Origin of the sequence: Natrinema sp. H-ect1, assembly GCF_041821105.1 — an archaeon.
Classification (GTDB): domain Archaea; phylum Halobacteriota; class Halobacteria; order Halobacteriales; family Natrialbaceae; genus Natrinema; species Natrinema thermotolerans.
This window is the reverse complement of sequence record NZ_JBGUBA010000008.1, coordinates 93,348-112,651: the sequence shown is the minus strand read 5'-3', so window position 1 is coordinate 112,651 and position 19,304 is coordinate 93,348. Positions and strand designations below refer to the sequence as shown.

The following is a 19,304-nucleotide window of genomic DNA, read 5'->3' as shown; positions in this document are numbered from 1 at the left end:
ACTGGCCGAGCTGCCGGTCGAAACGCCGACGGAGCCGGCCGGCTACCGGCACGTCTACCACCAGTACACCGTCCGGACCGACGACCGGGACGCCCTCGCGGCGACCCTCGAGGAGCGCGATGTCGGGACGGGTATCTATTACGAGACGCCGATCCACCGCCAGCCGGCCTACGAGACGGTGAGTTCGGCCGCGGCCGAGTTCCCGGTGGCCGAGCGGGCGGCCGACGAGGTGCTGTCCCTGCCCGTCCATCCGACCCTCTCGGAGCGCGACAGGCGGATCGTCGTCGAAGCAGTCCGCGACCATTTCACGACCCAATGAGTACAGACGATCGAGCGAACGCGACGACCGAGGAACAGCTCCGCGCCGGCGTCGTCGGCGTCGGCTCCATGGGCGAGAACCACGCACGGGTCTACCGCGAACTCCCGGGCGTCGAACTGGCCGGTATCACCGATCACGACGACGAGGTCGCCCGCCGCGTCGCCGCCGAGTACGGAACGGAGGCGATCGACCTCGAGACGCTTTGCGAGCGCTGTGACGCCGTGACGGTGGCGGTGCCGACCCACGTGCATTACGAGACGGTCTCGACGTGTCTCGAGGCCGGGGTCGATGTCCTCGTCGAGAAGCCGATCGCCGAGACCGTCGAGCAGGGCCAGCGCCTCGCCGAGCAGGCTCGCGAGGCCGGGCTGGTCCTCCAGGTGGGCCACATCGAGCGGTTCAACCCGGCCGTCCGGACGCTTTCGGACCTGATCGACGATCTGGACGTGATCAGCGTCGAGGCCGAGCGGCTCGGGCCACCGATCGACCGGACGGCGACGGACAACGTCGTCTTCGATCTGATGGTCCACGACGTCGACATCGTCGGCGCGCTGCTTGGCGAACGGCCCCGATCGGTCGCCGCGATGGGGACCGAGAACGGCCGCTACGCCACCGCGACGCTCGAGTACGGCGACGCCATCGCCACGGTGACCGCGAGCCGCGTCACCCAGAAGAAGGTGCGGAAACTGACCGTCACCGCCCGCGAGTGTCTCGTCGAGGTCGACTACCTCGAGCAGTCGGTGTTGATCCATCGCGACTCCTACCCCGAGTACCTCGCCGACGACGGCCAGCCCCGCTACCGCCACGAGAGCGTCGTCGAGCGGCCCCACGTCGACAACGGCGAGCCGCTCCGGTACGAACTCGAGTCGTTTCTCGACGCCGTCCGGACCGGCTCGGTGCCGGAAGTCACCGCCGACGACGGGATCGCGGCCCTCGAGACGGTCCAGTTGATCGACCGGCTCGCTGCGGGGCCGTCCGACGAATCCGACGACGAGCTCCCCCAGGACCGGGAGGTGGAAGCCTGATGGTCGCGGGATCGAACGACGAACGCGACGATGGAGCCGGGGCGACCGTCGAGGGGCTCTACGGTTCGCAGCTGTCCCCGGACCGTCAGCGCGAACGGTTGACGGACGGCGAGGTTCCCGTCGCCGTCTACGGGCTGGGCAAAATGGGGCTGCCGCTGGCGGGGGTTTACGCCGAGACGACGGGGAACGTCACCGGCGTCGACGTCGATCCCGCCGTGGTCGAGTCGGTCGTCGACGGCGAGAGCCACGTCGTCGGCGAGCCCGGCCTCGACGAGCTGGTGGCCGAGCAGGTCGCGGCCGGGCGGCTCGCGGCGACGACCGACGGCGAGGCGGCGGCCGCGGCGGCGCGGATCCACGTGATCATCGTGCCGACGCTGCTGGACGCGGAGAACGAGCCCGACCTGACGACCGTCGAGTCGGTCGCCGACGACATCGCGGCCGGACTGGCCCCCGGCGATCTCGTGATCGCCGAGTCGACGCTGCCGCCGGGGACCTGCCGCGACGTCCTCCGGCCCCATCTCGCGAACGAAAGCGGCCTCGCGCCCGACGAGTTCGGACTGGCGTTCTGTCCGGAGCGGACGTCATCGGGGACCGCCCTGCGGGACATCCGCGGCCAGTACCCGAAGGTCGTCGGCGGCGTCGACCCGGAGAGTACCCGGGCCGCGGCCGTCGTCTACGACGAACTCTCCGACAACGCGGTCCACCCCGTCTCGGATGCGACGACCGCCGAGGCGGTCAAGGTCTTCGAGGGGATCTACCGCGACGTCAACATCGGGCTGGCCAACGAACTCGGCCGGCTCGCGGACGAACTCGAGATCTCGGTGCGCGAGGCGATCGACACCGCCAACGACCTGCCGATGTGCCAGCTCCACGACCCCGGGCCGGGCGTCGGCGGCCACTGCATCCCCTACTACCCGCACTTCCTGCTCGGTCGGACCGACGAGCCCATGGCCGTGACGGAGACGGCCCGCCGGGTCAACGACGGGATGCCCGCGACCGTCGTCGAGCGCCTCGAGCGGGAACTCGCCCGCGAGGGCACCGACCTCGCGGACGCGTCGGTCGTCGTCCTCGGGATCACGTATCGGCCCGGTGTCGAGGAGACTCGCGCCTCGCCCGCGCTGGGAGTCATCGACGCGCTGGACGAGTTCGGAGCCGACGTCGCGGGCGTCGACCCGCTCGTCGATCCGGTCGACTACGGCGCGCGGCCCGTCGAGATCGACGAACTACGTGGCGAGGGGTTCGACGCCGCGGTGGTCGTCACGCCCCACGCCGCGTTCGACCGAATCGCGTGGGAGGCCCTCGAGCCGATGGTCGTCGTCGACGGCCGGGACGCGGTCGACCTCTCGGGGACGCACCATCGGGAGTACGACCTCGCGGGCTCGAGCGACGGGCGACCGCCTCGAGGCCGGCATCGTGCGGGCGATGAAACGGACGGCTGCGACGCCGAAACGACGCCGGCGACGACCGACGGAGGAACCGATGTATAAGGGAAAGCGGATCGGCGTTGTCGTCACGGCCTACGACGAGGCGGCGTTCGTCGGGCGAGTCATCGAGACCGTCCCCGACTTCGTCGATCGGATCTACGCCGTCGACGACGCCTCGCCGGACGAGAGTTGGAGCGTGATTCAGCGGGTCGCCGAGCGGCTCAACGAGCGGGCGGCGAGTGAGGGTGCCGATCCGGCCGTCGCCGTGGCCGACGGGGGCGACGATCGCCGGGTCGTCCCGATCCGCCACGAGGCAAACCGCGGCTACGGGGCGGCCGTCAAGACCGGCTACCGGCGGGCCGCCGCGGACGGGATGGACGTCGTCGCCGTGATGAACGGCGACGGCCAGATGGACCCCGCGATCCTCGATCGGATCGTCGACCCGGTCGCCACGGGCGAGGCCGACTACGCGAAGGGCAACCGGCTGCGCAGCCCCGCGGACCGCGCGGAGATGTCGAGGTTCCGCCTGTTCGGCAACGCCGTCCTCACCGGCCTCTCGAAGTTCGCGTCGGGCTACTGGTCGATCGGCGACCCGCAGAACGGCTACACCGCCATCTCGCGGGAGACGATCGAGGACCTCGACCTCGAGGCGATCACCGACCGGTACGGCTTCCTCAACCACATCCTGACCCACCTCAACGTCGCCGATCGCCGGGTCGCGGACGTCCCCATGTCGGCCGTCTACGGCGATGAGGAGAGCAGCATCCGCTACGTGCCGTTCGTCCGGTTCGTCTCCCTGCTGTTGCTGCGTAGTTTCTGCTGGCGGCTGAAGACCAAGTACGTCGCCCGATCGTTCAACCCGGCCGTCGTCCACTACGCTGTCGGCTCGCTGGGCCTGGCCGGCGGGCTGATCGGACTAGCCGGGTCGGCCGCCCGAGCGACTCGCGAGGGGGACGGGTTCACCGCCGGACTCGCGTCGTTCGTCGCCACCATGCTCGGCCTCGTCTCGCTCGGCTCCGCGATCAGACTCGACGCCGCGGCGAGCGAGGACCTCGAGCGCCCGTGTGCCGACCGCGAGGGCGATGCGGAGCCTGTCAGCCGCGAGAATCGAGCGCCGGCACGGCAGGACCCGTAGCGACGCGGCGCCGAGGGAGAAAGGGGAGTGAGAGGGAGTCGAGAGCAACAGCAGCGGCTCGAGCCGCGTCGTCGACGCCGGGAGAGCCAGGGCTACTCGATGGAGTAGGTGACGATCTCCTGGCTCTCACAGGCGGGACAACGGCTCGTCTCGGCCGAGACGTTGGTTCCACAGTTTCGACACTCGTGGAGGACGGTGACCGACCCGTCTTCCCCGCTCTCCGTAGCGGGTTCGGGGGCGTCCGTCCCCGACTCCGCGTCGGAGAACAGGTCACCGAGGAGGGTGGAGAGGCTCATAGAACGGGGTGGTGATCGCTCCTATTCCAGAGCGAGTCATAAGTGTTTCGCGACTGTCGGTACGACATTATTATTACTGAACGAGTGTCCGGAACCTCACAGGGAGTGCGATCGAGGGCGGAGCGCCCGCTTTGCCTCGCCCTCAAGCCGGGCGATCGAGCCCCGGGATTCCGCGACCGCAACCAGCAGGTCGGTCAGGTTCACCAGGCTGCCGACGTACTCCCGCCGCCGGCGCTCCCAGCGGTCGCTCGCCCCGTCGTCGGCGAGGATCTCGAGCGACCGGTCCCGGACCGCGTCGTAGGCGTCGAACTGTTCGGCTAGCCCGGCCCGCTCGAGTGCCCGGAACTCGCCGTACTCGTGGTCGTCGGTGCCCCGATATCGGAACGCCGGGGTCCCAAGCAGCGCGGCCTCGGTGGCCATCGTCCCGGTGTCGGCCACCAGCAGCTCGGCTTCGGCCATCGCGTCGTGGATCAGGGCAGGATGGAGGTCGTAGGGCCGCGCTGGGAGGTCTCGCAGGTCCAACTCGCCGCCCTCGTCGGAGACGAAGACCGTCGCCGACTCACTCAGCCGCTCGATCAGGTCCCGGCGCTGCTCGGGCCGGAACCCCTCGAGGTCGGTATCGTGGAGCGCGTCGAGCGCGTTGAACCGGACGATGACGTAGGGCTCGTCGGGGTCGACATCGAGGTACTCCCGGACGTCGCCGGTCGGTTCGAACACCTCCGGGTGGAGATAGGCACATTCCTTGAAGCCGTCGAACGTGTAGTGGGCGTCGCCGAGATCCCGGCGAGTCACGGCGGGCGAGATGATGCAGTCGGCGAAGGGCCGGGAGACGGTATGGTTGAAGTCGCCGGGTTCGTCGTCGAGGACGAGGACGACCGGCGCTCGCGAGAGCGTGCCGGCGTAGGCCGCGTAGGGCCCCCGGCCGAAGATCACGTCCGGATCGAACCGCAGCGCCTCGAGCCCGATCGTCAGGAACTGCCCGCCCAGTTCGCGGACGAACCCGAGCCGCGAGTAGCCGTCCGTCTCGTGGCGGCCGTAGACCCGATAGGGCATCCCGAAGTAGTCGAGTAGGTCGGTCGTACAGGCGTACTCCCGGGTGAGGACGAGGACGTCGTGGCCCGCCCGCTCGAGGCGGTCGACCGCGTGTCGATACAGGTGAACGTGTGCCGGCGTGTTCGCCAGGACGAGGATCCGCATCGTCGGGAGGTAGCCGCCCTCGACGCTTTGTAATCGCATTACTACAGGTAGTCGCTGGGCGAAATTTCGAGATGCGATCGGCACGTCCCGTTGTACGTGAAGGAAAACGGCCTCGAGCGCCGCGGCTAACAAAGCGGCTCCGGGCCGTCGTCCCCCGCAGTCGAGATGGAGGTCCTCACGCTCACGACGTACGCCGACGCCCCGTTCATGACCCAGCAACAGGCCGCGCTCGAGGAACGCGGCGTCTCCTTTACGACGCTGTCGGTGGCCGGGGAGGTCGCCGCCGACACCGATCGGCGGCCCGTCGACTACGTCCGGACCGTCCCGCGGGTCGTCCGCAAGGCGGCGGCCGGCTACGACCTGATCCACGCCCACTACGGGCTGACGGCACCGCTGGCGCTGGCGGGGCTCGGCACCCCGACCGTCCTCTCGCTGTGGGGATCGGACGTCCACGGCCCCGTCGCCCCCATCAGCAAGGCGGCCGCGCCGTTCTGTGACGCGGTCGTCGTCATGTCCGAGCGCATGCGCGAGGCGCTCGGACGGGAGTGTACGGTGATCCCCGACGGGGTCGATCTCGAGCGATTCCGGCCCGAGCCGCAGGCGCGGGCGAAAGCACGGGTCGGCTGGGACGACGAGGGCCGCGATATCCTCTTTCCGTACCCGCCCGCTCGCGGGGTCAAGAACCACCCGCGGGCCGAGCGGATCGTCTCCGTCGTGGACAACCTCCGCGAGGAACCGGTGCGGCTCCGGACCGTCCACGGCGTCGACCACGATGCCGTCGCCGACTACATGAACGCCGCCGACGCGTTGCTTTTGACGTCCGACAGCGAGGGCTCGCCCAACTCCGTCAAAGAGGCGCTGGCCTGCAACCTGCCCGTCGTCGCCACGGACGTCGGCGATGTCCCCGAACGGCTGGCCGGCGTTGACCCCTCCGTCGTCGCGACGAGCGACGAGGAACTCGTCGAGGGGCTGCTCGCGGTCCTCGAGCGCGGCGAGCGATCGAACGGCCGCGCGGCCGCCCGCGAGGTCAGCATCGATCGAACCGCGGACCGGCTGCTCGAGGTCTACGAGCGGGTCGCGGACACGGTGATCGATACCGAGCCCGAAGGCGAACAGCGGCGCGTCGTGGGAACGGGACGGCTCGAGTAGGCGTCGGTCTCGCCTTCGACGTCCGTCCCAAGTATATTTTTCTGGGGAAAACATATCTTTTACCGGCACGTACGGTGGCGTATGAGCGAGGACGGTCCACGAGTCGCCGACCTCGAGCCGTTTCCGGAGACGGATACCGGCGACGAGGTCAACGACGCCGCGGAGACGGAATGGCGGGCCGCGACGACGGCGTTCGAACGCGTCGACGCGGTGTTAGGGCGGACGACCGACTGGCAGCGCGCGAGCGAGATCGCCGATCGCGCCCGCGTCTCCGAACCGACCGCACGCAAACACCTCACGGCGCTCGCCGAGACGGGACGGGCGACGACGAAAGAGACCGGCACGGGGAAACGGTTCCGCCGCGATCCCGATCGGCGACGGCTCGAGCGGGTCCAGCGGCTGGCCGACGACCACTCGCGAGCGGAACTCGAGCGCTCGATCCGCGAGATGAAGGCGCGGATCCAGGAGTTCCAGGAACGCTACGACGCGACGGGCCCCGACGAACTCGTGGATCGGCTGGAACCCGACGACGAGGACGGCTGGGACGACCTCTCCCGATGGAAGACGACGCGTCGGAATCTCGCGTTCGCGAAAACGGCCCGGTCGTTCGTGGAGACGCGACTCGTCGACGCGATGAGTACCGGTGCGGAACACACGGAGAATGCCTGACGAGCGGGGACCGATCGACTGGGACGCGCTCCGCGCCGTCGAAGGGGTCTTTCGGGACCGACTGAACGGACTGGTCTCGGCGGTCGAGTACGTTCCCGACGCGATCGACCCGGTCGAACTTCAGGTGACCCTCGCCGCCGGCTTCGACACCGATCGCTGTCGGTTCGACGTTCAGTGGTGGACGAACCACGGATACAAGTACCACTACAGCGAGGCCGACCTCGAGTTCCGGTTCGGCTGGGAGATCCGGCCGGGAGTGCCGGACAAGCACTTCCATCCGCCCGCGACCCCGGCCGAACACCGCGAGTCGTGTATCGCCCACGAGGAGCCGGAACTGGTCACGCTCGCGGTTATCAAGTGCTGGTGGGACGCGCTCGAGACCGGCGATCCCGCGGTCCTCAATTCGAACGAAAACCCGCCGTAACCCCGTCCGACGGTCGGTCGTCAGCGGCGTTCCGTTTCGTAGTCACTGCACCGCCGCCCGATACCATTCTATCGCCTCGGGAACGTGGGCCTCGAGCGGGCGGTACTCGTAGCCCAGTTCCTCGCTGGCCTTGCGCGACGTGTAGAACAGCCGCTGGGTCGCCATCTCGGCCATGTCGCGATCGAAGGGGAACACCCGGCGATCGGCGACGGCGTCGACGACCTCGGCGACGGGGCCGGCGGCGCGGATCGCGGTCGCGGGGACGCGGATCCGCGCAGGGGAGCCGTCGGCGACGTCGGCGATCCGGGACACGGCGCGGTCGTAGGTGAGGTTCTCGCCGCCGAGGATGTAGTGGTCGCCGCTCTCGCCGCGCTCTGTGGCCGCCAGCAGCCCGTCGACGACATCGGCGACGCCGACGATGCTCAGCCCGCCGGGGAGGTGTGCCGGCATCGTCGGTTCGACGCCCATCGCGAGCAACTGTGCCGTGAACGCCTCGTCGCCGGGGCCGAAGATCGAGGTCGGATGGACGGTGACGGCGTCGCCGCCGTTGGCGGCGTAGTCGTCGACCAGTTCCTCCGCGGCGGCCTTCGAGGCCTGGTAGGCCCCGACCGGCTCGGCCACGTCGGTCTCGTCGGCGAACTCGGCGTCGCCCTGCGGCCGGCGCGTCCCGGCCGTGCTGGTGAACACGACGCGACCCACGTCACCGTCACGACAGGCCGCGAGGAGCCGCTCGGTGCCGTCGCGGTTGACCGCCCAGATCGTCGCCGGGCCGGCGCTCCAGAGTCCGATCCCCGCGAGGTGAAAGACCACGTCCGCGCCGTCGACGAGTTCGCGCAGCGTCTCCCCGTTGGCGAGATCGCCGACGTGCCAGTCGATGCCCTCGAGGTCGCCCCGCTCCGACGTCGGCCGGCAGAGGCCACGAACGGTCCAGCCATCCGCCAGCAGCCGCTCGCAGAGGTGCGAGCCGAGAAACCCCGTCGCGCCGGTGACTGCCGCAGTAGGGGCGTCGGCGGACACGGTTATCGACCCCCCTCGAGCTGTGGCGGGACGGCGTCGCCGGCTACTGCCGCGTAGAGTCGGTACGCGGTCGTGACGGCCGGGTGGGGGTCGTCGGACGGCGGGAGGGCACCGTCACTGATCCGGCCTCGCAGGCGATCGACGTCGACGCCCGCCCCGTCGACGGTGACCGGGTCGTCGGTGCGACGGGTGGCCGAAAGCACCGGATCGGCCTCGAGCGAGCGGCCGAGCAAGGAGGTAGCGACGGCATCGACGGCGGGAGCCGAGCCGGCAAACAGCGCGTCCGCGGCGATCGGATCGCCGCCGTAGGCGACCGTCGCGTCGAGGACGGCGAGAGTCGGTTCGACCGACCGGGTGACCGCAACCGGTGCCCGGTCCGCACCCGCGTCGCAGTCGACCAGCGCGGCGAGGGTCCGCATCGCGCCCGCGACCGGCCCGTCGGCGGTCGGCCGCAGCGACGGGACGACGACGACCGCGTCCTCGGCGAGCCGGGTCGGGACCGAGAGCGCGACCGGTTCGTCCTCGACCCCGCTGAGGCCGCCGGTTCGGGGCTCGTCGGCCAGGTCGACGAGGGTCGCGTCGAACCGCTCGAGCAGGTCCGGATAGCCCAGGTACTCGGCGGTCCGATCGAAGTCGATCCGGTCGTCGGTCGCGCCCGCGACGGCGATCTCGGCGTCGGTCCGGTCCTCGAGACGGGCGACGATCGCGCCTACGACCGCCGGGTCGGTCACCATCCCCGAGGAGGGGTGAAACGGGTAGTGGACGTCGGGAACGATCGTGATCCGCTCGGCGTCGCTCAGTTCCTCGAGCGCGGGCCCGAGGACATCCCGGACCGGCGACTCGAGGGCGGCCAGCCGGGCGTCGACGTCGGGATCCCAGCCACTGCGGCGATCGGCGTCGTCGGTTCGGGCGGCGCGGACCGCCTCGGTTCTCATCGCGTCACCTCCGGCGTCCCGCGGTCGTCCGCGCCTGCGTCCGTCTCGTTCGCTTCACCGTCCGTCTCGCCCGCTTCGGCGGCCGCGAGTTCGTAGGCCCGTTCGGCCAGCGCGAGCGTCCGTCTGCCGGCCTCGCCGTCGACGGGCGGGCGCTCGCCCTCGCGGATCGCGTCACAGAAGTCCGCCAGCGCGTCGTAGTGGGCCTGCAGGTAGAACGTCGGCCCGAAGACGTCGGGTTCGTCGCTCGTGAATCGGCTCGCGACGTTCGAGAGCGCCGACTTGGCCGCGTCGGCGTAGAAGTTCCCCGGCAGGTAGTCGTCGTTGCTGATCGTCCCCGTCACGCCCTCGAGGCGGAGCCGGGTGTTGACCTCGGGGAGTTGCTCCCACTGATAGGAGCCACAGTGCAGCGTGATCGTCGTCTCCGTCTCGGGGGCGGCCATGAGGACCGTTGCCGCGTCCTCGACGTCGGTCTCGAGGCTTCGTCCCATCGACGCGTCCCGCACCTCGAGGTCGCCGAACAGCCACTCGAGGACGTCGAAACAGTGGACGCCGAGTTCCAGCAGGGAGCCGCCGCCGGCGGCGTCGGCGTCGAGCGGCCAGGACGCGGGGGCGTCCTCGGCCGGCGGTCGGCCGAGCGGCCCGTCGTTGAGTCGGGTGATCGAGGCGTAGGGGACGTGACCGACGCTGCCCTCGTCGTAGGCCGCCTTGACGCCCTGCATGTCCGGCTGGTAGCGCAGCGTGTGGTCGACGCCGACGGCGATATCGCCCTCGCGGGCCGTCTCGAGGAGCCGGTCGGCCTCCTCGGTCGAGCGGGCCAGCGGCTTCTCGACGAAGACGTCGACGCCGGCCTCGGCGGCCCGCTCGACGGCGTCGGCGTGGAGAAAGGGCGGGAGGGCGACGACCGCCGCGTCGACGTCCTCGGCCGAGAGCAGCGTCGTATAATCGTCGTAGGTCCGCGGGACGCCGGCCCGTTCCGCCCGCTCGCGGTTCCCCGGGACGGCGTCGGCGGCCGCGACGACCTCGACCGACGGCATCGCCGCCGCCGATTTCAGGTGTACCATGCCGATGTTGCCGACGCCGAGGATACCGAGCGAGAGCGTACTCGAGTCCGTCCAGCGATTCAGAAGCGGTGGAGTCATCTGCCCGAAACGGGGCCGCCAGCGGGCTTTGTTATCGCCGTCGTACGTTTCGTCGAGCTTTCGTGTAGCGCTCCCTTTCAGCCGCTCACTGCCAGCTCGCCGTTGCCCGTTCGCTAAACCCCGACTCGGGCGCGACCCGATCGGCGACGTCGGCCATCGTCTCGACCCGGAGGTCCGTTGCGGCCCGCTGGCGGTCGAGATACGACAGGATCGCCCGCATGCGACGGTCGTCTCGCTCGTCGGTCAGGTTGTTCGGGTGCAGCCACATGTGAAAGAGCCCGTCGGTGCGGGCAGCCTCGTCGATACCGCGACGGGCCAGTTCGACCATCGGGTCCGCCCAGATCGATTCGGCGACGGTACGGGCAGCCCCTTCGAACCCGAACAGGAATAGCGAGGCCGGAACGTTGACCAGCCCGTACTCGTCGACGACCGGTTCCACGAGCATCGATCGATCCCGGACCGTCGAGTCGAACAGGCCGCGAACGCCGTCCCGGGTCGGGGACCGCCCGCGATAGGCCGTAATCCCCTGCTCGGCCAGGACGTCGCGGTGGCCGACGTCGTTGCGGGGATAGACCAGGGTGTCGATCGATCGGTTCCAGTCGGCCGCGATCTCGCGACTGCGCTCGAGTTCGGCCACCGCGAGTTCCCGGTCGGTTTCGGGGCGACCGAACAACACGTGCGAAAAGGTGTGGCTGGCGAACTCATGGTCGGCGTCGGCCGCGAGGACGTCGGCAACGAGGTCAGGGCCGTATCGCAGGTCCTCGCGGTCGGCCCACTCGTCCCGTTCGCGGGCGAACCACCCCTCCGGAGCCGGATGATCGTCGTGAACCCCATCACAGTTATCCAGCATGAGATGGCCGACGACGGCCCAGGTCGCCGGCACTTCGAACTCCTCGAGTAGCTCGAGCATGACCGACCAGCCGCGACGGCCGGCCTCGACCCGTTCGGCCGGCGGCGTCACGAGATCGTGAAACCCCCAGCCGAGTTCCGCATCGAGCGAGATTACGACGCTGCCCACGGATCCCACCACGGTTGGACGCGTTTCATATCTGGACGGTTCCGACGGGATGACTTTGTTATGGATCTCTTGCCGGCGACGGAATCGGGACCGGCGTCGTTGCCCGTCGACGAGCCCGCAACGGCGAGACGAGCCGCGGTCGCCACCGGGTTAACCGAACCGAACAGGGACCGGGTCGACGCGACACTGCCTGAACACGCTCTATAACAAAACGCTCATCGAGCGATTCCCGGGATAGCAGGCGTCGCAGACACTTCAAAACCCAATCATGAGCGGATCTATACCCCCTTCCGAGCGAGCGTTCGTACTCGGACTCGACGGCGTCCCGTGGCGACTCATCGAGCGATGGAGCGACGAGGGCGAACTCCCGAACTTCGCCCGGATGCGCGAGGAGGGCGCCGCCGGCCCACTCGAGAGTACCCAGCCGCCGACGACGCCGCTTGCGTGGCCGTCGATCGCGACCGGCGTCTGGCCGGACAAACACGGGATATACGGTTTTCAGAACCTCTCATCGGAGTACAGCCACGAGATGTACACGAGCCGGGACCTGGCACAGCCGGCCCTGTGGGACCAGCTCGGCCCGGCCCACGTCGGCAACGTCCCGATGACGTATCCGGCCCGCGAGATCGACGGCTCGATGGTGACCGGGATGATGACGCCCGCGACGGACCGAGAGTTCACACACCCGCCCGAACTGAGCGCGGAGATCGAGTCGCGGATCCCCGATTACGAGATCAGCCTCGATTACCCCGAGTACGCCAACCGCCCCGACGAGTTCGAGGTTGCCGTCGAGGAGATGCTCACAAATCGGCGCGAACTCCTCGAGTTACAACTCGAACGGGCCGGCGACGACTGGCAGCTGTTTTTCTTCGTCTTTACCGCACCGGACCGCTTCCAGCATCTCGTCTGGGAGATGGATCGGCTGCTGGCACACTACAAGCAGTTAGACGAAATTCTCGGGGAAATGATGGCCTACACCGACGATCACGACGCCGATCTCTACGTCGTCTCCGACCACGGCTTCGGCCCGATCGAGGAACTCGTCTACGCCAACCGGATCCTCGAGCAGGAGGGGTATCTGGCCAGGCGCGAGGACGACGGGACCCGCGGTGCGCTCGCCAGTCTCGGTATCTCGCGGGACACCATCACGGGGGCGCTCAGCCGCGTCGGGATCACCGAGGAGACGCTGGTCCAGTCGCTGCCCCGGCGGCTGGTCGACTCCGTCGCCGAGCAGATCCCCGGCGATCACGCCCTCTACGACGTCGACTTCGATCGGACCGTCGCGTTCGTCCACGACACCGGCAACTGCTATATCAACGACACCGATCGCTTCGACGGCGGCGCCGTCTCGCCGGCGGAGGTTCCCGAGGTGAAAGCCGACGTCAGGGCCGCCCTCGAGTCGGTGACCGACGAGACGGGGGAGCCGCTGCTCGAGGTCCGCGACGGGGACGAACTGTTCCCGACCGACGACGACTCGCCGGACCTGGTGGTCGGCGGGCGGGGCGTCTACGAGTCCCGCAGCGGGATGGCCGACGAGGTGCGGGGCGACACCGGGACCTACGACGCGAGTCACCGCAGCGAGGGGATCGTCCTCTGTCGGGGGCCGTCGATCGACCCCGGCGCGACCCTGCGCGGGGCTCGAGTCGTCGACATCGCGCCGACCCTGCTACACGGGATCGGTGAGCCGGTCCCGAAGAACGCGGACGGGCGGGTCCTGTTCGACGCCTTCGCGGAGACGAGTACCCCGGCGACGAGCCGTGTCGAACGGACGGCGGTCACCGAGATCGATACTGGCGACGACGTCGACGAGGACTTCGACGACGTCGAAGACCGGCTGAAAGGATTGGGTTACATGGAGTGATTCCGGTCGCGAACCGCAGGCACGACTCGGGGTGACGGTCGGCCGTTATGAGTCCCGCGGCAGCGACACGGTGACCGTGTTTCCCCCCTCGGCGCGTTCGAAGGCGATGTGGCCGTCCGAGAGGTCGACGACCCAGTGAACGAGCCACAGCCCCAGCCCCGAGGTGTGATAGACGTCGTCCATCTTCCAGTCGCCGGTCAGGACGCGAAACTCCACCTCCGGAATCGGCGGGCAGTCGTCGCGGATCACGATATCGACCCCGTCCGACCGGGTACGGACGGTCACCGACAGCTCCGTCGACCCGTCGGAGCCGTGGCGAACGGCGTTCTCGAGCAGTTCCGTCACTGCCAGTTCGACCTCGTGTAGAGCGCGGGCGGTCGCCGCATCCGGCAGGTTCGTCTCGATCGTCGCGTCGGGATACGAGTCGTGGATCCGGTCGACCGCGTCGGTGACGACCGGGACGAGGTCGATGGGTTCCGGGACCGACCGCTCGGTCAGCAACTCGATGATCTCGCGCTGTTTGTCCGCGCTCTCTAAGAGTTCCTGTCCCTGCGTTCGGATGATCTCCGCGCGCCCGCGGGAAGGTTCCGATGCCTCGCTGGCGATGCACTCGGCGTTGCCGAGGATGACGGACATGTCGTTGCGGAGGTTATGTCGCAGGAGGTTGTCCATGACCGCGAGTTGACGTTCGCGCCGTCGTCGGTCGGTGATATCCCGGGAGAAGCCGACGATCCGCTCGACATCGCCGTCCTCGAGGATCGGTTCCGAGCGGACCCAGACCCAGCGGCCGTAGTCGGCCGCGGGGTTGACCCGGTACTCGATATCGACCGATTCGCCGCTCGCTGCCCGTTTCATCGCCTCCCTGACACAGGGAGTGTCGTCGGGGTGGACGACGTCGAGAAACGCCTGTGGGTCGGCCTCGAGGGTCGACACTGGCTGGCCGAAGACGGCCTCGTACGCGGGGTTGACGAACAGGACCTCTTCCCAGTCCCCGTCGAACATCCAGAGAACGTCGCCGACCGTACCGGCGATCGTCCGCAAGCGGCTCTCCGCGTCGCGGCGTTCCTGCTCCGCAGCCACCTGCTCGGAGATGTCGCGCGAACTCACGACACAGCCCTCGATGCCCTCGTCTGGGGGGTTCGTGAACCGACTCTCGAGCCACACCCACCCGCCGTCCGCGGCCGCGTGTCGGTAGCGAACCGTCGCCGACGACCCCGTCGCTTCGATCACGGCCTCGAACTGCTCGAGAACGGCCGTTCTGTCGTCGGGATGAACATACTCGATGGCACGGTCACCGACGAGTTGACTCGGCTCGTAGCCGACGATCTCGGTACTGGCTTCGTTGACGTAGACGTACGTGCCAGCCGCGTCGACGACCACGAGCTTTTCCCGAGCATGCTCGAGCAACACGGACGAGAGATCACTCATCTCCATACGACTGTTCTGGTATGCGTTAGTGTTAGAACCCGAAAAGGGTATGGGTGCTGTTGTCACGACGACACTATCGGGGCCGGACGACCGGGCAGACCGAACGAGTTCGTCGTCGATGGGGCAGTCGACATCGAGACGCGAGCGGTAGCAGGATCCTATCGTCGGTAGGTGAGTGCTACGGGGCGACAAGGAGCCCCGTCCGCGGAGAAACACATATATAATTAATAGTGTCGGCACCGGTGACCGTTCGTAGGCACGCACCCGTAGTCGGCATCGTCGTCAGCGCAGTCGGCGGGTCGAACGCGTGTGTCTCGAGTGAGACGATGATACGGCAGAAGCTACTGATCGCGATCGCAACCGCGGTGGTCGGCGCGCTAACGCTCATCGGATCCGATCGACTCACATCGATCGCCCGCCGAGCCGACGGATCGGAGCCGGCCGATACCGAGACGACTGTCCCGCGAGACGCCTCGAGCGGGTCGGAACGTCGGTTCGGTCGGCGCGTGTCCGCCTCCCTCGAGCCCGTATTCCGACAGCCGTGACGAGTCGAGATCGGGGTTTCAGCTCCTGATCGGCCGGTTTCGGTTCCGTCGGCCGCGACCCGTCGTCGATCGGGACTCTCCGGTATGCGACTATTTACTAACACCGTGTCTGTGCTGAGACGTAATCGGTCAAACAGACAATGAATAGAGGTCAGACTCGGAGCGGCCCGCTCCCCGTCGGGACCCGCCGACGGCCCGCTGACGGACTCGAGACGCGCCCGCGAGCCGACGATCGCCCGTCCGCCGGCCGCGAGCGGGCCACGGAGGTGAACGGCGAATGAAGGTGGTGTCGGTCGTCGGTGCCAGACCGCAGTTCGTCAAGGCTGCGGCCGTCTCGCGACGGCTTCGGGACGCCCACGACGAACGCCTCGTCCACACCGGCCAGCACTACGATCCCGAACTCTCCGCGGTGTTTTTCGACGAACTCGCCCTCCCCGAGCCGGCGTACCACCTCGGCGTCGGGTCGGCCCCCCACGCGACCCAGACCGCCGAGATGATGACGGCACTCGAGGGAGTCGTCGAAGACGAATCACCCGACGTCGTCCTCGTCTACGGGGACACGAACTCGACGCTGGCGGGCGCACTCGTGGCCGCCAAGTCGTCGGCGACGCTCGCACACGTCGAGGCCGGACTGCGCTCACATGACCGGTCGATGCCCGAGGAGGTCAACCGCCGACTGACCGACCACGCCGCCGACCTCCTGTTCGCGCCCGGCCCGGACGCAAAGCGGACCCTCGAGCGGGAGAGAATCACCGAGGGCGTCTCCGTACCGGGGGACGTGATGTACGACACGCTGCTGGCGATCCGCGATCGCCTCGAGACGCTGGGCGGCGACGAGCCGTCGGTTCCCGACGAGTACGTCCTCGCGACGGTCCACCGGGCGAAAAACACCGATGACCCCGATCGTCTCGAGGCGATCGTCGACGGGTTGACGCGACTCGAGCGACCGGTCGTCTTCCCGGCACACCCGCGGACCATCGACGCGCTCCACGACTACGGCCTCTGGGAGCGACTGACCGCGGCCGTTCGCGTCGTCGATCCCGTCGGCTACGCCCGGTTCATCGGGCTGGTCGAAGGCGCGACCTGCGTCGCGACCGACTCGGGCGGCGTCCAGAAGGAGGCGTTCTATCTGGACACGCCGTGTGTCACCCTCCGGGATCGGACGGAGTGGACGGCGACGGTCGACGCCGGCTGGAACGACCTCGTCGGGGCGAACGCCGACCGGATCGTCGACGCCGTCCGGGCCGCCGAGAACCCGCCCGCCAAGCCCGACCTCTACGGGAACGGCAACGCAGCGGCGCGAATCGTCACGACGCTCGAGCGACACGTCGACGATGGCTGAGACACCCACTCGAGGGCGAGCCGAGACGGAGGTAGCGACCGACGACGACCCCTCGTCGGACGCGACGTTCGACCGGGTCGCCGACCTCCCGCGGGCGCAGGTCGATCCCCCCGGCGACGCCTCGTTCGCCCTCTGTCTGACCCACGACGTCGACCGGCCGTTCAAGGGGATCCGGTCGCTGTACTATGCCCTCCAGGAGCGACCGACACATCACCTCCGGACCGCCGTCTCCGGGGACAACCCCTACTGGCAGTTCGAGGAGATCATGGCCCTCGAGGACGAGTTAGGGGTACGCTCGGCGTTTTACTTCCTGAACGAACAGCACCTGCTTGCCGATCGGCCGGTCCGGGAGTGGTTCGCGCCGGTCAACTGGGTCCAGCACCTCGGCCGCTACGACGTGACCGGCGACGGGATCGCCGGCGTCATCCGTGACCTCGATTCGGGCGGCTGGGAGGTCGGCCTCCACGGCTCCTATCACTCCGCGGACGAGCCCAAGCGGCTGCGCGAGGAGAAAGCGACCCTCGAGGACGTTCTCGATGGTCCCATCGCCGGCGGTCGCCAACACTACCTGCGGCTGTCGGTCCCCGAGACGTGGCGCTACCACCGGGCGATCGGTCTCGAGTACGACGCGAGCCTCGGCTCGAGTACCGAGTGTGGGTTTCACGCAGGCTACGACCCGATCCGGCCGTTCGGTGACGACTTCCTCGTCTTTCCGTTGACGATCATGGAGCAGGCGCTTCCGGATCCCGACAGCCAGCCCTGTGGGGCCCGTCAAACCTGCGAGCGGCTGTTGACGGAGGCGGCGGAAAACGGGGCTGTCATGACCGTTCTCTGGCATCCACGCTATTTCAGCGACCGGGAGTTTCCCGGCTACCGGACGCTGTATCGCTGGCTGATCGAGCGAGCGCGGGAGTTGGGGGCCTGGATCGGCCCACCGCGGGCGCTGCAGGCGGCGCTCGAGGGCGACTCCGACGGATCGCATCGCGCCGAAACCGACCCCGCCGAATTTCGATTCACACAGGTAAAATCATGAGTTTACGACTCCCCACGGGCGCGGCAGCGGTCGTCGTCACCGCACTACTGCTCCTCAGTAGCGTCGGCGGCGTCGCCGGCCAGTCCGGCTCGCCGATCGCACAGGCGGACACGCAGCAGGCCGACGGCTACGTCGTCGAACAGGGCTCGTTCTGTCAGCCGATCGAGCCGCTGTCCTCGGGCGAATCGGTCGAATCGTTCTACGAGTATCGCAGCCACGAGACCCATCCGGAAGGAACTGACCGCTTCTACAGCTCCTACGGGACGACCCACCTCCAGCGAGACAACACGTCCGCCCTGTTCCTCCACGAGGGCCCCGAGGGGCTGAGTCTCGTGACGGTCCACGGCCGCCTCGATAGCGAGACGCCCGGTGGACTGGTCACCTACGAGATCGCCGGCCTGCCCGCCGAGAGCGAGTGGGTCGTCCAGGACGACAACTACACGGCCGAAACGCGGATGGACGAGTTCGACCGCGGCGACGGCTGGACGTCCGCATCCTGGATCTTTCAGGAGGGGCGGACCGACGGCGGCGCGATCCGGGGCGGGCTCGACGGTCAGTTCGCCGTGACTATCCGGCCGGGCTTCAACGAGGACTCGGCGTTCGCCGACCGGCGCAGCGAACTGTATGACCCCGACTTCGACGGCGACGGCGAGATCGAACAGTGGGACGTCCTCTCCGGCGCGGCCGGCGACGGCAACCGGCGGACGGAACTGCCCTCCCTCGAGGAGCCGGTGACGATCCGGACCGGCACCTGCGACGATCCGTCGGTCACGTACGAGCGAACCGACGGCGGAATCACCGCGAGGGTGACCGACGCCGCGCCCGAGGATCGCGTCTTCCTGCAGCCGACCCGCGGGACCGACGACGGCGTCCGGTTCGACGGCGTCGAGCTGACCGGCCTCGAGGGCGAGGCGTCGATCGGCTTCGAGAGCCGGTTCTCCGAACTCTCCGGGAGCGGCCCCGACGGCGTCGAGGCGCTGTCGTATCTAACCATCACGAACGAGTCGGGCGCCGCCGACGCCTCCGGGACGGTTGCCGTTACCGTCCAGAAGGACCGACTCGAGGAGTTGGGCCTCGAGCCGGAGGATATCGTCCTCTACGAGCAGACCGCTGACGGGTGGGCTGAGGCCGACACCACGGTCCTCGCGGAGTCCGACGGTGCGTACCGGCTCGAGGCGGACGTAACCGCGCCTTCGGCCGTCGCGGTCGCGCCGGCACCCGGCAGTGGGTCGGATTCGCTCGGCCTGCTCGGACTCGGGGCGGGCCTCGCCGCGGGGGCAGTCATCGGCCTTGGCTGGCTGGCGACGACCAGACTGCGCGACCGATAGCGGCGGCATCCGCGGCCGCGGAA

18 protein-coding genes are annotated in these 19,304 nt (G+C 68.8%); 11 read left to right on the top strand and 7 right to left on the bottom strand.

Annotated elements, in window-relative coordinates; all coding sequences use genetic code 11:
• The 4 genes from ACERIM_RS15385 to ACERIM_RS15370 form a co-directional block, all read left to right on the top strand.
• Positions 1–319 (top strand): DegT/DnrJ/EryC1/StrS family aminotransferase (locus tag ACERIM_RS15385; RefSeq protein WP_373633366.1); only part of this gene is annotated, 319 nt, incomplete at its 5' end.
• On the top strand, positions 316–1,341 hold the full coding sequence (locus ACERIM_RS15380; RefSeq protein ID WP_373633365.1) for a Gfo/Idh/MocA family oxidoreductase: 1,026 nt from the start codon (positions 316–318) through the stop codon (positions 1,339–1,341). The genes ACERIM_RS15385 and ACERIM_RS15380, both read left to right, overlap by 4 nt.
• Positions 1,341–2,828 carry a nucleotide sugar dehydrogenase gene (locus tag ACERIM_RS15375; protein ID WP_373633364.1) on the top strand — a complete coding sequence of 496 codons (1,488 nt, stop codon included), beginning with the start codon at positions 1,341–1,343 and terminating at the stop codon, positions 2,826–2,828. The genes ACERIM_RS15380 and ACERIM_RS15375 overlap by 1 nt, the downstream gene beginning before the upstream one ends.
• Positions 2,821–3,900, top strand: a complete 1,080-nt coding sequence (locus ACERIM_RS15370; RefSeq protein ID WP_049905902.1) for a glycosyltransferase family 2 protein — start codon at positions 2,821–2,823, stop codon at positions 3,898–3,900. The genes ACERIM_RS15375 and ACERIM_RS15370 overlap by 8 nt, the downstream gene beginning before the upstream one ends.
• Positions 3,901–3,992: 92 nt before the next feature.
• Here the strand turns inward: ACERIM_RS15370 and ACERIM_RS15365 are convergent, their stop codons facing one another.
• Both ACERIM_RS15365 and ACERIM_RS15360 read right to left on the bottom strand, forming a co-directional pair.
• Entirely contained in the window at positions 3,993–4,196 is a 204-nt protein-coding gene (locus tag ACERIM_RS15365; RefSeq protein ID WP_006650375.1) for a hypothetical protein, read from the bottom strand.
• 96 nt (positions 4,197–4,292) lie between these two features.
• Positions 4,293–5,393, bottom strand: coding sequence for a hypothetical protein (locus ACERIM_RS15360; protein ID WP_373633368.1), 1,101 nt, complete (start codon positions 5,391–5,393; stop codon positions 4,293–4,295).
• A 165-nt stretch (positions 5,394–5,558) separates the two neighbouring features.
• Between ACERIM_RS15360 and ACERIM_RS15355 the strand changes: the two genes are divergently transcribed.
• From ACERIM_RS15355 to ACERIM_RS15345, 3 genes are all read left to right on the top strand, one after another.
• Entirely contained in the window at positions 5,559–6,542 is a 984-nt protein-coding gene (locus tag ACERIM_RS15355) for a glycosyltransferase (protein ID WP_373633363.1), read from the top strand.
• A gap of 81 nt (positions 6,543–6,623) precedes the next feature.
• The gene (locus tag ACERIM_RS15350; protein WP_373633362.1) at positions 6,624–7,211 is read left to right on the top strand and encodes an ArsR family transcriptional regulator; all 588 of its coding nucleotides are present in this window, start codon (positions 6,624–6,626) and stop codon (positions 7,209–7,211) included.
• The gene (locus ACERIM_RS15345; RefSeq protein ID WP_373633361.1) at positions 7,204–7,635 is read left to right on the top strand and encodes a hypothetical protein; all 432 of its coding nucleotides are present in this window, start codon (positions 7,204–7,206) and stop codon (positions 7,633–7,635) included. Before ACERIM_RS15350 ends, ACERIM_RS15345 begins: the two co-directional genes overlap by 8 nt.
• A gap of 42 nt (positions 7,636–7,677) precedes the next feature.
• Here ACERIM_RS15345 and ACERIM_RS15340 read toward each other — a convergent pair whose 3' ends face one another.
• The 4 genes from ACERIM_RS15340 to ACERIM_RS15325 form a co-directional block, all read right to left on the bottom strand.
• Complete coding sequence (locus ACERIM_RS15340; RefSeq protein ID WP_373633360.1) at positions 7,678–8,652, bottom strand: NAD-dependent epimerase/dehydratase family protein; 975 nt, start codon at positions 8,650–8,652, stop codon at positions 7,678–7,680.
• Positions 8,653–8,654: 2 nt separating this feature from the next.
• Positions 8,655–9,587 carry a DUF362 domain-containing protein gene (locus tag ACERIM_RS15335; RefSeq protein ID WP_373633359.1) on the bottom strand — a complete coding sequence of 311 codons (933 nt, stop codon included), beginning with the start codon at positions 9,585–9,587 and terminating at the stop codon, positions 8,655–8,657.
• Entirely contained in the window at positions 9,584–10,726 is a 1,143-nt protein-coding gene (locus ACERIM_RS15330) for a Gfo/Idh/MocA family protein (protein WP_373633358.1), read from the bottom strand. The genes ACERIM_RS15335 and ACERIM_RS15330 overlap by 4 nt, the downstream gene beginning before the upstream one ends.
• A gap of 85 nt (positions 10,727–10,811) precedes the next feature.
• Positions 10,812–11,744 (bottom strand): polysaccharide deacetylase family protein, encoded by a 933-nt coding sequence (locus ACERIM_RS15325; RefSeq protein ID WP_373633357.1) that lies wholly within the window; start codon positions 11,742–11,744, stop codon positions 10,812–10,814.
• Between the two features lie 268 nt (positions 11,745–12,012).
• On the opposite strand from ACERIM_RS15325, the gene ACERIM_RS15320 reads away from it, so the two are divergent.
• A complete protein-coding gene (locus ACERIM_RS15320) occupies positions 12,013–13,605 on the top strand; it encodes an alkaline phosphatase family protein (RefSeq protein ID WP_006650366.1) in 1,593 nt (530 codons plus the stop codon).
• A 45-nt stretch (positions 13,606–13,650) separates the two neighbouring features.
• Here the strand turns inward: ACERIM_RS15320 and ACERIM_RS15315 are convergent, their stop codons facing one another.
• Complete coding sequence (locus tag ACERIM_RS15315) at positions 13,651–15,039, bottom strand: PAS domain S-box protein (RefSeq protein WP_373633356.1); 1,389 nt, start codon at positions 15,037–15,039, stop codon at positions 13,651–13,653.
• Between the two features lie 816 nt (positions 15,040–15,855).
• Between ACERIM_RS15315 and wecB the strand changes: the two genes are divergently transcribed.
• The 3 genes from wecB to ACERIM_RS15300 are packed head-to-tail and all read left to right on the top strand — an operon-like array spanning position 15,856 to position 19,281.
• Positions 15,856–16,920, top strand: a complete 1,065-nt coding sequence (gene wecB, locus ACERIM_RS15310) for a non-hydrolyzing UDP-N-acetylglucosamine 2-epimerase (protein WP_373633355.1) — start codon at positions 15,856–15,858, stop codon at positions 16,918–16,920.
• The gene (locus ACERIM_RS15305; RefSeq protein ID WP_373633354.1) at positions 16,913–17,953 is read left to right on the top strand and encodes a polysaccharide deacetylase family protein; all 1,041 of its coding nucleotides are present in this window, start codon (positions 16,913–16,915) and stop codon (positions 17,951–17,953) included. The genes wecB and ACERIM_RS15305 overlap by 8 nt, the downstream gene beginning before the upstream one ends.
• Positions 17,950–19,281 (top strand): hypothetical protein, encoded by a 1,332-nt coding sequence (locus ACERIM_RS15300; RefSeq protein ID WP_373633353.1) that lies wholly within the window; start codon positions 17,950–17,952, stop codon positions 19,279–19,281. The genes ACERIM_RS15305 and ACERIM_RS15300 overlap by 4 nt, the downstream gene beginning before the upstream one ends.
• Positions 19,282–19,304: the final 23 nt, after the last annotated feature.

Bases quoted from the DNA above. Each gene is read 5' to 3' on its own strand.
- ACERIM_RS15305 (WP_373633354.1), top strand. From the start codon at position 16,913: ATGGCTGAGACACCCACTCGAGGGCGAGCCGAGACGGAGGTAGCGACC.
- wecB (WP_373633355.1), top strand. From the start codon at position 15,856: ATGAAGGTGGTGTCGGTCGTCGGTGCCAGACCGCAGTTCGTCAAGGCT.
- ACERIM_RS15380 (WP_373633365.1), top strand. From the start codon at position 316: ATGAGTACAGACGATCGAGCGAACGCGACGACCGAGGAACAGCTCCGC.
- ACERIM_RS15350 (WP_373633362.1), top strand. From the start codon at position 6,624: ATGAGCGAGGACGGTCCACGAGTCGCCGACCTCGAGCCGTTTCCGGAG.
- ACERIM_RS15375 (WP_373633364.1), top strand. From the start codon at position 1,341: ATGGTCGCGGGATCGAACGACGAACGCGACGATGGAGCCGGGGCGACC.
- ACERIM_RS15320 (WP_006650366.1), top strand. From the start codon at position 12,013: ATGAGCGGATCTATACCCCCTTCCGAGCGAGCGTTCGTACTCGGACTC.
- ACERIM_RS15300 (WP_373633353.1), top strand. From the start codon at position 17,950: ATGAGTTTACGACTCCCCACGGGCGCGGCAGCGGTCGTCGTCACCGCA.
- ACERIM_RS15365 (WP_006650375.1), bottom strand. From the start codon at position 4,196: ATGAGCCTCTCCACCCTCCTCGGTGACCTGTTCTCCGACGCGGAGTCG.
- ACERIM_RS15330 (WP_373633358.1), bottom strand. From the start codon at position 10,726: ATGACTCCACCGCTTCTGAATCGCTGGACGGACTCGAGTACGCTCTCG.
- ACERIM_RS15370 (WP_049905902.1), top strand. From the start codon at position 2,821: ATGTATAAGGGAAAGCGGATCGGCGTTGTCGTCACGGCCTACGACGAG.
- ACERIM_RS15360 (WP_373633368.1), bottom strand. From the start codon at position 5,393: ATGCGGATCCTCGTCCTGGCGAACACGCCGGCACACGTTCACCTGTAT.
- ACERIM_RS15315 (WP_373633356.1), bottom strand. From the start codon at position 15,039: ATGGAGATGAGTGATCTCTCGTCCGTGTTGCTCGAGCATGCTCGGGAA.
- ACERIM_RS15355 (WP_373633363.1), top strand. From the start codon at position 5,559: ATGGAGGTCCTCACGCTCACGACGTACGCCGACGCCCCGTTCATGACC.
- ACERIM_RS15345 (WP_373633361.1), top strand. From the start codon at position 7,204: ATGCCTGACGAGCGGGGACCGATCGACTGGGACGCGCTCCGCGCCGTC.
- ACERIM_RS15335 (WP_373633359.1), bottom strand. From the start codon at position 9,587: ATGAGAACCGAGGCGGTCCGCGCCGCCCGAACCGACGACGCCGATCGC.